Below are 13104 nucleotides of genomic sequence, written 5' to 3' on the forward strand. Positions count from 1 at the left end.
TAAATCTAATATTGGAGGAATGGAGAAATGAAATCTACTGGTATTGTACGTAAGGTTGACGAGCTTGGTCGCGTTGTTATTCCTATTGAATTACGCCGCACACTTGATATTAAAGAAAAGGATACAATGGAGATTTACGTTGATAATGATCGTATTGTATTGAAAAAATACCGACCAAACATGACTTGTCAAATTACTGGAGAGTTAACGGATGATAACCAGACTTTAGCTGATGGGAATCTTATTTTAAGCCCTGAAGGTGCAAAAATTTTACTAGAAGAAATTCAAAACCGTTTTAAATAATGATTGCTGATTCAAAGGCAAAAAAGGGATAACCCCTTCTGTTTTCAGGGGACATCCCTTTTTCGTTATATAACATGATAGCAGCAGTCAATCAATATGGTAGCTTTGATAAACTTCTCTTTTTGGCAATTTCCGTTCCACTGCTGTTTGCTTAATGGCTTCCTTACTTGATAAATGATCTTTATTCATCAACGCCTCTACATGCTCTTTTATCGATAATCCTTCCCACCAGCTCAGGTTTTCTTGAAAATAATCTGAAGCTGCCTCATTTTGTCCTTCTACAACAATGACAAACTCCCCACGCATCTCTGTTTTCTTACTCCATGAAAAAAGTTCTTGACTGGTTCCTCTAACATATTCTTCAAATTTCTTAGAGATTTCTCTTCCTATTGCCGCTTGTCTATGCGTTAAAATACTTTCCATTGCTTCCAGCGTATCCTTCATACGATAGGGTGACTCGTAAAAAATTAAAGTAGAATTTAAATTTTTTAATCTTTCCAGTGTTTCTTTTTTATCTTTTTTCTTCCTGGGAAGAAAACCATAGAATGTAAAAGGCTGTGCTGTTAAACCAGAACCAACCAATGCGACAAGCGCTGCATTAGCTCCTGGTAAAACAATAACATCCAGCCCTTCCCTGATAGCGGCTTGTACCAGCTCTGAACCAGGGTCAGAAATGGCAGGCATTCCTGCATCACTGACAACAGCAACAGACTCTCCATTACGAATCTTATCTAAAAGCAGCTTCTCCCTTTCCTGGTGATTATGCTCATGATAGCTGATGAGAGGTGTATGAATCTCAAAATAATGAAGCAGTTTTTTTGTATTTCTCGTATCCTCCGCAGCAATCCATGCGCATTCCTTTAACGTCCGGATAGCTCGGAAAGTCATATCCTCCAGGTTACCAATAGGTGTCGGGACGACGTATAATGAAGCATGCTCCCCTGATCTGTAGCTATTTTGGATATTCATTCATCACACATTCCTTTCTCATAGGCTTGAATCATCGCCAGCTTCTCATGACGCGGTAATTTCTTAATTCGATACTCTGCCCGCATGGCATCGGACTTGTCTTCAAATGCACATGTATACATCAGATGAAAAGGGCCTCTGCCTCTTGTATATTTTGCCCCTTTTCCTTCCTCATGCATACGGATCCGATGCGCTAAATCATTTGTGTATCCTGTATAAAGCGTTCCGTCCTGACATTTTAATATATATACCCAATGTTCTTTGCTAGCCATAGATAACTTCCTCGGCCTGCTTTGTGTAAGAGCCATCCTGCTCATAAATATAGAAGGGCGGCAGTATTTTCACATCCGCTTTCCCGTCGCGAATGCCCTCGATTAAGAGCATATTTGCTTCCTTTCCCTGTTTTGGATAAACAAATTGCACACGCTTCGGCTCAATACGATACTTTCGAAACTGCTCAATAATATCAACGAAGCGCCCCGGACGATGCACCATAGCTACTTTTCCACCTGGTCTGACATACCTTTTACAAGCTTTCACGACGTCCTCCAAGGTACAGTACACCTCATGCCTGGCAATGGTAAGAAATTCATTGTGATTGTGTTCTGCCGCAGAAGGTGTTTTAAAATAGGGCGGATTAACGGTAACCATGTCAAAGGAGCTTTGAGTCAGCGTTGTTTGCATTTCCTTTAAATCACCATGAATCATTTGTAATTGGGAGTGTAAGTCATTTAACATAACATTTCTTTCCGCCATCTTAAAAATGCGCTCTTGAATCTCCACACCTATTATTTCTGCATTGGTCTTTTTGGAAAGTAATAAAGGAATGACACCATTCCCTGTACATAAATCAAGAATTCTTCCTCTTTTTTTAGGAATCGAACTAAAATGAGCTAATAATACGGCATCTAATGAAAACGCAAAAGCAGTCGGGCTTTGGATAATCTTCATTGTTTCATCTGCTAACAAATAATCTAAACGTTCATCATCATATAGCTCCACCACCGGTTCATCACATCCTTATCTTCTCTCTGAAAAGCTTATCAGAAAAAGAGCTGCCTTCATAGGAAGACAGCATCCAATACGATACGCTTATTTCGTTTTTCCACAGTATGAGTGTCCATAAATGACGCTCATACTGTATAAAAAATGTATATTAAGTTACATCGGAAAAAACGGACATACTCGAGCTTCCGTTTTCATTCAAGCTTGCATCATTAGGGAAAGGCGCTCCTGATTAAAGCTTCGTTTTATCAAAGAAGTCCAAGCAAAAAATACAATCTTCATTTCTTCTCGGACTGCCGAACTCTAAACTGCAAATATGGAATCCTTCTTCATAAAGACGCGCTAAATTATCATAGCCTTCTCCTGGAAATACGCCTTTTTGTTGCTTAGAGTCACTTTGTTTTTGCTGTTTTTCTACGGATTCCTCTGTAAAATTATCTAGGTGATTGCGCAAATGATGATTTTCATGGGCTAACCGGTGATTTTCTTCGAGCAAATCACTTAGCTTTCCTTTTAAATCACCTAATTGCTCATATAATTCACCAATTTGCTTCTCCATATCGGAAACTTGATCAAATATTTCCCTGTTTCCCACGATTGATCACCTCTATTCTGTGACTTGTGCTATAACATGACGTTCAAAATGTCTAATAAAAATGACACGGCGAATTTCTGAGTTGACGAGTTTTTCCGATGGGACTGCGATTACTCGCCCCACCCAAAAGCGTTACTCACGTATTTAAAAGCATACGCTCCGTTCGTAAAAACCTCGTCGCCTTGAACTTCTTGATCCTATTTATCAGCCTTTTTGAACACTCATTATAATTCCCTCTTCAATTAATTCATCTAATGTATACTCCACAACACGTTCTTTATCTAAAAGCTCAATTTGAACCATTTTTTCCAATATATTTAAACCGACAACCTTGCCTTTTCCGTGTGGTGTCGGCATTGTTTCTCCAATATCAGGCAAATCTCTTTTTGCTGTTTCATACGCATCATTTTCATATTTTAAGCAGCACATTAATCTTCCGCATAGACCGGATATTTTTGCCGGATTTAAAGAAAGGTTTTGATCCTTTGCCATTTTTATCGACACTGGCTCAAAATCTCCCAGGAAGGTGGAACAGCACAGCATACGTCCGCATGGGCCAATTCCGCCCAGCATTTTTGCTTCATCTCTGACTCCGATTTGCCTCAGCTCAATACGTGTCTTGAACATGGATGCAAGATCCTTTACCAGATTTCTGAAGTCCACTCTTCCGTCTGCTGTAAAATAGAAAATAATTTTATTGCGGTCAAACGTATATTCTACGTCTACCAGGTTCATCTCCAGCTTATGCTGCGTGATCTTGTTGGTACATATGTCAAAGGCTTTTTTTGCCTGTTCCTGATTTTCTACAACGGTCCGCTTATCCTTTTCATTTGCGACCCGAATGACTTTCTTTAAGGGTAAAACTACATCTTCTTCGTCAACTTGCTTTTGCGCAATGACTACTTTTCCAAATTCTATCCCTCTTACCGTTTCCACGATGACATAGCTATCTGGAGTTACCGAGTAAGAATCCGGGTCGAAATAGTAGATTTTACCAGCTTTCTTAAAACGTACGCCAATAACTTCTAACATTTTTTCACCTCTGTATTTGAAGCGCTAGTTGTTCAATAACCAATGTTGGCTGAACATTTGCCTTTAATTTTCTTTTTGCCATTAAAATCTGATTTAAGATAGTCAATAGTTGAGCTTGCGAAAAAGTAAGGACCATCTTTTCCAATTTGGATGGATCATTGGGTAATAGTATCGTATTGGCGTCTGTGTGTATATGCTGATGTAAAATATCTTTAAATCCTAGTATTAATAAGTCCAGACCTCGTTCCTGGTCTTCTCTATCTTTTAAATGAGGTATCCAATGCTGATGAATATATGTGTAGATATCCTCAGGCTGTGTGGTATACATTTCTACCCATTGTATCACTATTTTTCGCGCACCTGCAAACCAATCATCCTGGGCTAGCTCAAGTGCTTCTGCCAGACTATTCGTCAGTACACTTAACAGCTTGGCATCTGACTCACTCAGCCCCTCCTGCTGCAATCTTTCCTGCAGGATACCCGGCGGAAGCGGCTGCAGATCAATAATCTGACAGCGCGACCGAATCGTGGACAGCATTGTATGACCATTCTCTGTAAGCATCATAGCAGTCGTTTCTACGCTTGGCTCTTCTAAAAATTTTAACAGGCGATTGGCCGCATTTACGGTCAATGTATCGGCGTCCTTAATGATATAAACCTTCTGATTCGATTCCAAGCCCGAATACGTAAATTCCTTTTGCAAATTACGTACCTGTTCTATTTTAATAGAGGCTCCGTCCGGCTCGATCCAATGCATGTCTGGATGATTTCCCGAGTCGATCCGCTGGCAGTTGATACAGCTGTTACACGGATTTTCTCCCTGTCGATTCATGCAAAATAAATATTTTGCCAGGAGAAGTGCCATCTCCTTTTTACCAGTCCCTCTATCTCCTTGAAATAAATAGGCATGGGAGATACGATTTTTCTTGATACTATTGATAATGGTTCGACTTGCCACAGGCTGTATTTTTTCGATTTCTTCCCATGTCTGCATCATTACTTCCACCTTTAAAAATGGAGCCTGCCTATCGTCCGTGTTCGAACACTCTATTTAACACTTATTCCTTTAGCTTTATGAAAGGTCAGGCTCCTTTTATATGATAAAGCTTAGCTCATGTATAAATATTAACTAACAAACCTTTAATCTCTCCTATTAGTCCGAGAATATCAAGGGTTTTCTTTTCTTCGTCCATTAAGTCTTCTGCTAACTGGGCAATTTTTTCATCAATTATTTTTACCGTAGACAATTGTCTGCTGCCCTGCATGCCAAAGCTTTGTTTTTTCTCTAATAGATACCCTTCTGATGTTGCCTTTTCAAGAAACCCTTTTACCATTCGCTTAAATTTGACCAGCTCACGAAAAGAACGGTATCGGCTCAGCTTATCGCCCTGCTCCGTAATCTGCTTCACCATATGCGTTAATTCCTGCGTTTTCAGCTGTTCTGACTGGGTTTGAACAAGATTTTGAAAAGAGGCATTACCGGGGTGCGAAGGGCGCTTCAGATTGCCATCTCTTGGTGTTAAGATATCACTTGAAATTTTCATTGTTCTCCCCCTTTAGCTTTATTAAAACGTGTGTTTAGAACTGATAAAAGGACTCAATAGGCAGAATAAACACTGTAGCTCCGCCAACTTCCACCTTCACTGGCTTTGGAATGTACGAATCTGCATTTCCTCCCATTGGAGAAATAGGCGCAACCATCTGTTCACGATGCGAGCAATTATCACGAATAATTTCGAGTGCATCATTCACATACTCGTCCTCACAGCCAATCATTAGCGTCGTATTACCTTCTTTTAAAAAACCGCCTGTTGTCGCTAATTTTGTTGTTTGAAATTGATTTTCTCCTAATGCATTTACCAGTCGATTGGAATCTTTATCTTGAATAACCGTGATAATTAATTTCATTATTGATCAGCCCCTTTTTAGCTTATTTATAGAAGTCATTATTCTTTCCAGCACATCCTGATATACCACTTCAAGTGAGCGATCGGCATCCACTGTTTGAAAACGCTCCGGGAAACGAGATTTGATTAGCTGATAACCTTCATAGACTTTCTCATGAAACACCATCGTTTCTAAATCCAGGCGATTTTTCTCTCTATCTGCATTTGCTGCAATACGCTCCAACCCTTTTTTAGGATGAATATCAAAATAGAGCGTTACATCCGGCATACAGTCCTGAATCACAAATTGATTGATGGCATATACCTCTTCCACACCAATGCCTCTTGCATAACCCTGGTAAACCAGACTGCTGTCAACAAAACGATCGCATAATACTATTTTCCCCTTTTCTAATGCTGGAAAAACCTTTTCTACGAGATGCTGCCTTCTTGCCGCTGCATATAATAATGCCTCCGTTCTTTCTTCCATTTCAAGATGCCAAGGATCATGAATAATCTCTCTGATTTTCTCGGAGATACGAATGCCACCTGGTTCTCTTGTCTTGATAACTTCTATTCCTTGTGATGTCAATTCTTCATAAACCTGATTTAGAATGGTGGTCTTACCAGCGCCCTCGCCACCTTCAAATGTGATAAACAAACCAGTTGTCATAATCGTTCCCCTTTATTCCTATATATGCGTACACTCACGTCCCTATGCTGCAATCGAACACCCTGCTCCACTAATTTTTCCAAGCGTGTGATATGCGCCCCGGTTATTTTTTCTCCTTTTAAAATAAGTGGAATACCGGGCGGATAAGGGATAACCGCCTCAGCAGCTATTTCGCCTATACCTTCCTTCATTGGGACCGGATACGTTGTATAATTGTTCATTTCCTGATACGACAAATCTAATTCCTGAATCTTTTTCGGGAAAAAATTTGTCCTCTCTATTGTAGCATGATTTACCGAATTTTTTAATGGATGCCCTATTGTTTTCAACCTTTTTTCCAGTCTATCTTTTTGTGCAAATGGAGCTAGTCCATGAATAAATAAAATTTGTTCATCTGTAGCAAGCTCCGGGAAAATACCTGCTTTTTCGAGCAGCTCTACCATTGATTTTGTCGAAAAAGAATGTTTCACGTGGAACGTCAGCTTTAATGGATCAGCCGAAGGAACAAAATCCCAGAAAGGAAGATTTAACAACAAATTTTTTACATGCTCGACACTCTTTATTGTTTTTATTTGGGCTTCTTTTGAAAAATTCGCCAAAAAATGTCTTGCTATATCCAAGGAAGCCATAAGCACGTAAGACGGACTGCTTGATTGGATAATTTGTAAATAATGGGCAATTTGAGTCTGGTCAATACGCTGCGTCACAATATGTAAGTAGGAAGCCATTGTCATCGCCGGAGCCATCTTGTGGGCTGAGTGCACCACAGCATCCGCTCCTAATTGAATTGCTGACGCAGGAAAAGGATCTCCTAATGTAAAATGAACTCCATGTGCTTCATCGACCAAAACAAGGATATCGAATTGATGCGCTTTCTCTATCATGGCTTTTAGATGATATGTTTGTCCAAAATAATCCGGATAGGTAAGGATTAATGCTTTTGCATCCGGATGCTGCTCTATCGCCGCTTCTACCGTTTCGTAGCTTGGGCTCGTATACCTGCTAACACACTCATCCCAATCTGGTGCTAAAAAAATTGGCTGCGCTCCGGCTAATTCGACACCATTCATCACAGATTTATGACAATTACGCTGAATGAGCACCTTATCTCCCTGCTTACAGGTTGCAAGGATCATTGCCAGATTTCCGGCAGTAGACCCGCCCACCAGAAAAAAAGTATGCTGTGTCTTAAAAAAATCTGCTGCCAGTCTTTCTGCTTCAGCAATAACGCCTGTCGGTGCATGTAAATCATCCATTCCCGAAATTTCTGTTACATCCCAGCTCAGCAGCTGTTGAAAATCTGCGTGGTAATCAGGTGTGAAGACCTGTCCATGCTTATGACCAGGTACATGGAAAGAGATAGCATTACTTTTGGCGAATGCCTGTAAATGCTCTGCTAATGGCATATGCTGTTGGTTCATTTGCCTGCCTCATTTCTTTTTATATCTAAATAAACAAACCAACTCATAGGAATTGATTTGTTTCTAAGTGTTTCATTCTATTATAACAAGTTAAGATAGCGTATGAAAAATATGTATAAAAAAAGCCTTTGCACGCAAAGACTTTATCATAAAGGGATTATTTTAAGAGTGTAATGTTGATTGATTGATATTTTTTAACTTTGAGAGATAGTATTGATATTTCTCTTCCCGCGGCTCCGTGTGAATCATATTATGCTCACATTCCGAACATAGAAACATGGAATATAAATGAATCCCATTTTCCTTTGGCTCCTCACAAATTCCGCAATACTCATATGCTTGAACTTTTTGCTGTTTCATTTCCCCACCTCCGTTAAAACTAGTATCTCCTAATCTAACGGATGTTATACATAAAAAAATATATTATTGATCAGCATTACTAGTGGAAGAAATATAAAGAAAACTTGGCAAGCCAAGCCTGAAAGGCGCAGGATTGCCTTAGTAGGGACTGGGACTGCGATTATTCGTCCCACCGAAAACCATTGCACTTATACTTTTTTCCTTAGATTCTTTATACTTTCTTAAAGTGCAAGGATAGCCAAACAGCATCTTAAAGAGGATGTTCAAAGAATAAATAAATGAATAGCCGCCAGGGAACCAACACCAAATATACCAAGAAACCCAGATACCAGAACCGTAAATAGATTAATGGGAATATGCAAGCCGACAGATCCTCCAAGTACATTCAAGAAAAAAAGCAGTAATACCCCTATTCCCAGCTTCATTATTGCTTTCCCAATATGCTTCATTGGTTTTACCGGTGCACCTACGATAAATAAAAGAATAATCAATCCGATAATCGTTCCAATAAATAGTGCTGAACTCATCCCTCTCCCCACTTTCCATTCCTCACTTTAACTTATTTCTATGATTGGACGATAGGGAATAGAACAGACTTTTAAAAGAGGTTCCTTTTTCTAATCATTGGCGGCGTCCTTCTTTAGCTGAGCTGAACGAGCAATAAAGAAAGTCATCGTCCCTATTAGAATAAGAATGATAATGACAAGAGCCCATGTATTCATATAAGAAGGGAACCCCCTCGCAACCCGAATACTATTCCAAATTGTAAAGGAAAAGAGAATGGCTATTTCATTCTTTAAGAAATTTACTAACATTCTAGAATTGATATATTGACCTTCCACATTTGCTTCGGTAAGATTTCTGTAATTATAAAGATGTGGAAATCTCTCCATAACAGTCATAACGATCCATAAAAGTAACCCGATACCTAAAAGGATGAATAGTTCTTCTCTCCCTCCCCATCTTGTTACTTCACCAGCAAAATTATAATGTCCTGGAATCCGTTTTGGAATAGAGCTCCATGTCAAAATAATAAATAGCATAATACCGGAAAAGCTTAGTATTCCAAAAACATTAAACAGCTTTTCAATCAAAGTCATTCTTAATTTCAGAATTGGTGGATTATTTTCCATGATAAGCACCTCTTCTACTTTTATAAAAAAAAGAACCAGGCAGCTTCTGACATACTTGATTCTTTTGTAAAACTTATTTTTTATTTTAAAACCGATCAGCTTTTACCTTACGAATTCGGGCTTCTCTTAGCAGCATCATATATTTGGATTTCGCTAATAACTCCTCTTTCATCCCATTTCGTAAGGGATCGATACTTTTCCGTACAAAATCCTGAAGCTGTCTCCATTCTCCTTCTACTTGATATAAAGCATTAAGAAGCTCTTGATCTACATCCTTTTTCTTTAATTTCTTTGCCATACTTCCACCAAACCTTGTTATAAATGAAATTTCATCCTTTTAGATGATCAGAAACAGCAATTAGACATCTCTTCTTCCTTCTAATGCTTTGGACAACGTCACTTCATCCGCATATTCTAAATCGCCGCCGACCGGCAATCCATGTGCAATACGTGTTGTACGAATACCTGATGGTTTGACCAGGCGGGAAATATACATCGCTGTTGCTTCCCCTTCAATATTCGGATTTGTTGCCAGAATGAGCTCCTCTACCTCTTCGTCTTTTAAGCGATTGAGTAAATCTGGTATATTAATATCCTCTGGACCAATCCCGTCCATCGGCGAAATCGCTCCATGAAGCACATGATATCTGCCGCGGAACTCCTTCATCTTCTCCATCGCAATGACGTCTTTCGGGTCCTGAACCACACAAATAATAGAACCGTCCCGGCTTGTATCCTGACAAATCGCACACGGGTCCTGATCGGTAATATGTCCGCAAACTGAACAATGGGTAAGCTCCCGTTTTGCATTCACTAATGCATTGGCAAAATTCATCACATCATCATCTTTCATATTTAAAACAAAGAAAGCCAAACGTGCTGCTGTCTTTGGACCAATTCCCGGTAATTTCGAGAAACTGTCCATCAGCTTGGTTATCGGCTCTGGATAATACATACTCTCTTACCTCCCTATGGAAACGTCAATTTAAGAGGATGTTCAAAAAGCCCAATAAAAATGACACGGTGAATTTCTGCGTTGACGAGCTTTTTACGATACTCACGTATTTAAAAACATACGCTCCGTTCGTAAAAAGCTCGTCGCCTTGAACTTCTTGGTCCTTTTCATCGTACTTTTTGAACACGCACTTTTAGGGAAAATAAGACGCCTTGGCAAAGAAGCCAGACGCCTTATCTTTAAATTAGAAAGGAATTAGAACATTCCTGGCATATTCAATCCTTTTGTAAATTGTCCCATTGTTGCGTTTGTTTTTTCATCAATTTGATTTAAGACATCATTTGTCGCTGCTACAATCAGATCCTGCAGCATTTCGATGTCGTCCGGATCGACAACCTCTTCTTTAATTTCTACATCAATAATTTCTTTTTTACCATTTGCCCGGACAGTTACCATACCGCCGCCAGCTGTAGCCTCAAAGGACATTTCATGCAATTCGTCCTGTGCCTTCATCATTTTTTTCTGCATTTTCTGCATTTGCTTCATCATGTTATTCATATTTCCCTTCATGGAAAATACCTCCTTTAAGTATATATGTTAATCATGAATTTCTAAAAGGTCATCACCAAAAAGCTTTCGTGCCTCATCTACCAGGGGATCTCCTTCTGGTTTATTCTGTTCATCGGGCTTCTCCTGCTTTTGGATATATTCACTGCGCAGGTCATTCCACTCTTTTTCTGGAATGGGAATAATCGTGCGATGCTTATCTAAATTCCCTAATATCGATTCTACCATTTCCCGATGGTCAAGGAATAAAGAGCAATGAATCTCATATTTAAATGCAACAATCAGTGTATCCGCTGATGCCGCGGCAGGCTTGCTGTCCTGAATTGTCGCATGGGCCGGGGCATTCGTTGTTTTCAATTGATTTAAGAAGTTTGCCCAGTTTGCATGCACATCCTTCAGTTCTTTTTTCTCTGCCTTCCCTAGTGTATCACGAATCCGGTCAAATGGAATCTTATATGTGTTCCGTGAATTCCTGGAAGCCGGACGGCGTCGCTCAGGCGCAGGAGCAGTACCTCCAGCATCCTGATACTGTGGAGGGGCTTCTTTTAATTTCGCTATATCGCGCTCCATCGCCTGCAGCTGCTGCTGAAGCTTGCGAACAACCTCTGATTGATCGACAGCTTCTGTTTGTATTTGCTGCGGTGCCGATTTTCCAAATTGGTCTGTAATAGATAACAAAGCTACCTCAATAAAGATTTTCGGACTGTTGGACCATTTCATTTCCTGCTGGCATTGATTCAGTTCAATAATAGCATGCTGAATCCAGCTGTTTTCAATCTGTTCAGCCAATGCTTCAAAAGCTTCATTCGCTACTGCCCGCTCTAATAAGTCTCCTAATCCGGACGAGCTTTTATATAAAAGTAAATCACGCATAAAGTAGATCAAATCCTGTACAAACTTTCCCGGATCCTTTCCTGTTTGAATCATCTGATCTAATCCATTGAGTACGGTCTGTACATCCTGCCCGATCATCGAACGGACGATATTGGTAAGAACCTCCTGCGATACACCGCCAGTTACAGCAAGCACATCCTCTAACTCTACCTGCTCCTCACTATAAGAAATAGCCTGATCCAGGATACTCAGTGCATCACGCATACCGCCCTCTGCTGCTAATGCTACAGACTCTAGAGCTTCCCCCGTAACAGAAACATTCTCCGCCTGCATGATTTTCTGCATTCTCGCTACAATTGCCTGGTTAGAAATCGGTTTAAAATCAAAGCGCTGGCAACGGGATATAATTGTTAATGGTATTTTATGCGGCTCTGTTGTTGCAAGGATAAAGACAACATGCTTTGGCGGCTCCTCCAGTGTTTTCAGAAGCGCATTAAAAGCATTGACAGATATCATATGCACTTCATCAATAATATATACTTTGTAAGGTACAGAGCTCGGTGCATACTTCACTTTATCCCGGATATCACGAATATCATCGACGCTTGTGTTTGATGCCGCATCAATTTCAATAACATCCGAAATAGAGCCGTCCTGAATTCCTTTACATGCCGCACATTCATTACATGGCTCTTTGACAGGTGCATGCTCACAATTAATGGTTTGTGCAAAAATCTTTGCAGCACTTGTTTTCCCTGTCCCTCTTGGACCAGAGAATAAATAAGCATGTGAGAATTTATCTTGCGTAATGGCATTTTGCAATGTTCTCGTGATATGCTGCTGCCCTACAACATCTTCAAATGTTCTTGGTCGCCAGACGCGGTATAAAGCTTGATAACTCATGATTTCGATTCCCCTTATTTGTCTCCTTATTATTATACCCGATTAAAGGCTTGGATGAAAACCTTAGAAATAGATTAATATGAAAGTAATTCATGTTTGCAGATAATGATTAAAAAAATTGATTTTTATCAATTTTATTTATGAAGAATAAAGAAGCTTTATCGAAATAATAGAACAAATGTTCTTGTTGTGATATAATACACTTTGATACACACAATAAGAAATTTAATGGCGGAAGGTACCATCTCCTGTATGAAAGGGGGTGATGCTTATGGCTACTTTTGATACCCTGTCTTTAATGATCAGCTTTGGCCTGCTTATTATAGCCATTCTTTCATTTCATGATAAAGACCAAAAGTAAAAACCACCCTTCGCTTGCCGGCAAACAGGGTGGCTTCATTCGTCACTTTAAAGCAGCCTTCCCTCTCTGATGGAGAGAAATAACTGTGTGTATTTTTCGGGCAGTAT

18 protein-coding genes and 1 pseudogene are annotated in these 13104 nt (G+C 39.7%); 2 read left to right on the top strand and 17 right to left on the bottom strand.

Annotated elements, in window-relative coordinates:
- Positions 1–27: 27 nt before the first annotated feature.
- Positions 28–303: a transition state genes transcriptional regulator AbrB gene (locus FLK20_RS15015; RefSeq protein ID WP_040977653.1), complete on the top strand. Its 276-nt coding sequence runs from the start codon at positions 28–30 to the stop codon at positions 301–303.
- An 87-nt stretch (positions 304–390) separates the two neighbouring features.
- On the opposite strand, the gene rsmI is transcribed toward FLK20_RS15015, so the two are convergent.
- The 17 genes and pseudogenes from rsmI to dnaX form a co-directional block, all read right to left on the bottom strand.
- Positions 391–1272: a 16S rRNA (cytidine(1402)-2'-O)-methyltransferase gene (gene rsmI / locus FLK20_RS15020; protein ID WP_152657413.1), complete on the bottom strand. Its 882-nt coding sequence runs from the start codon at positions 1270–1272 to the stop codon at positions 391–393.
- Complete coding sequence (locus FLK20_RS15025) at positions 1269–1544, bottom strand: GIY-YIG nuclease family protein (RefSeq protein ID WP_152657414.1); 276 nt, start codon at positions 1542–1544, stop codon at positions 1269–1271. The genes rsmI and FLK20_RS15025 overlap by 4 nt, the downstream gene beginning before the upstream one ends.
- The gene (locus FLK20_RS15030) at positions 1537–2277 is read right to left on the bottom strand and encodes a tRNA1(Val) (adenine(37)-N6)-methyltransferase (RefSeq protein ID WP_152657415.1); all 741 of its coding nucleotides are present in this window, start codon (positions 2275–2277) and stop codon (positions 1537–1539) included. Before FLK20_RS15030 ends, FLK20_RS15025 begins: the two co-directional genes overlap by 8 nt.
- Positions 2278–2509: 232 nt before the next feature.
- Positions 2510–2872: a DNA replication initiation control protein YabA gene (yabA, locus tag FLK20_RS15035; protein WP_152657416.1), complete on the bottom strand. Its 363-nt coding sequence runs from the start codon at positions 2870–2872 to the stop codon at positions 2510–2512.
- Between the two features lie 204 nt (positions 2873–3076).
- Positions 3077–3904 carry a PSP1 domain-containing protein gene (locus tag FLK20_RS15040; RefSeq protein WP_152657417.1) on the bottom strand — a complete coding sequence of 276 codons (828 nt, stop codon included), beginning with the start codon at positions 3902–3904 and terminating at the stop codon, positions 3077–3079.
- A 4-nt stretch (positions 3905–3908) separates the two neighbouring features.
- A complete protein-coding gene (holB, locus tag FLK20_RS15045) occupies positions 3909–4898 on the bottom strand; it encodes a DNA polymerase III subunit delta' (protein ID WP_152657528.1) in 990 nt (329 codons plus the stop codon).
- Between the two features lie 118 nt (positions 4899–5016).
- Entirely contained in the window at positions 5017–5448 is a 432-nt protein-coding gene (locus FLK20_RS15050) for a YaaR family protein (protein ID WP_152657418.1), read from the bottom strand.
- Positions 5449–5482: 34 nt separating this feature from the next.
- A complete protein-coding gene (locus FLK20_RS15055) occupies positions 5483–5812 on the bottom strand; it encodes a cyclic-di-AMP receptor (RefSeq protein ID WP_152657419.1) in 330 nt (109 codons plus the stop codon).
- A pseudogene (tmk, locus tag FLK20_RS15060) lies at positions 5781–6463 on the bottom strand (dTMP kinase). Before tmk ends, FLK20_RS15055 begins: the two are co-directional and overlap by 32 nt.
- On the bottom strand, positions 6460–7884 hold the full coding sequence (locus tag FLK20_RS15065; RefSeq protein WP_152657421.1) for an aminotransferase class I/II-fold pyridoxal phosphate-dependent enzyme: 1425 nt from the start codon (positions 7882–7884) through the stop codon (positions 6460–6462). The pseudogene tmk and the gene FLK20_RS15065 overlap by 4 nt, the downstream one beginning before the upstream one ends.
- 162 nt (positions 7885–8046) lie before the next feature.
- Positions 8047–8244: a sigma factor G inhibitor Gin gene (locus tag FLK20_RS15070; protein ID WP_152657422.1), complete on the bottom strand. Its 198-nt coding sequence runs from the start codon at positions 8242–8244 to the stop codon at positions 8047–8049.
- Positions 8245–8507: 263 nt separating this feature from the next.
- Positions 8508–8771 carry a pro-sigmaK processing inhibitor BofA family protein gene (locus FLK20_RS15075; RefSeq protein WP_152657423.1) on the bottom strand — a complete coding sequence of 88 codons (264 nt, stop codon included), beginning with the start codon at positions 8769–8771 and terminating at the stop codon, positions 8508–8510.
- Between the two features lie 90 nt (positions 8772–8861).
- Positions 8862–9377 (bottom strand): DUF1648 domain-containing protein, encoded by a 516-nt coding sequence (locus tag FLK20_RS15080; protein WP_152657424.1) that lies wholly within the window; start codon positions 9375–9377, stop codon positions 8862–8864.
- An 85-nt stretch (positions 9378–9462) separates the two neighbouring features.
- Positions 9463–9675 (bottom strand): DUF2508 family protein, encoded by a 213-nt coding sequence (locus FLK20_RS15085; RefSeq protein ID WP_152657425.1) that lies wholly within the window; start codon positions 9673–9675, stop codon positions 9463–9465.
- Positions 9676–9735: 60 nt separating this feature from the next.
- Positions 9736–10332 (bottom strand): recombination mediator RecR, encoded by a 597-nt coding sequence (gene recR, locus FLK20_RS15090; RefSeq protein WP_152657426.1) that lies wholly within the window; start codon positions 10330–10332, stop codon positions 9736–9738.
- 255 nt (positions 10333–10587) lie between these two features.
- The gene (locus FLK20_RS15095; protein WP_152657427.1) at positions 10588–10902 is read right to left on the bottom strand and encodes a YbaB/EbfC family nucleoid-associated protein; all 315 of its coding nucleotides are present in this window, start codon (positions 10900–10902) and stop codon (positions 10588–10590) included.
- A gap of 27 nt (positions 10903–10929) precedes the next feature.
- Complete coding sequence (gene dnaX, locus FLK20_RS15100) at positions 10930–12636, bottom strand: DNA polymerase III subunit gamma/tau (protein WP_152657428.1); 1707 nt, start codon at positions 12634–12636, stop codon at positions 10930–10932.
- Positions 12637–12907: 271 nt separating this feature from the next.
- On the opposite strand from dnaX, the gene FLK20_RS21965 reads away from it, so the two are divergent.
- Positions 12908–12997 carry a putative holin-like toxin gene (locus FLK20_RS21965; protein ID WP_227995066.1) on the top strand — a complete coding sequence of 30 codons (90 nt, stop codon included), beginning with the start codon at positions 12908–12910 and terminating at the stop codon, positions 12995–12997.
- Positions 12998–13104: the final 107 nt, after the last annotated feature.

The organism is Oceanobacillus sp. CFH 90083, from assembly GCF_009389585.1.
Classification (GTDB): Bacteria; Bacillota; Bacilli; order Bacillales; family Amphibacillaceae; genus Oceanobacillus.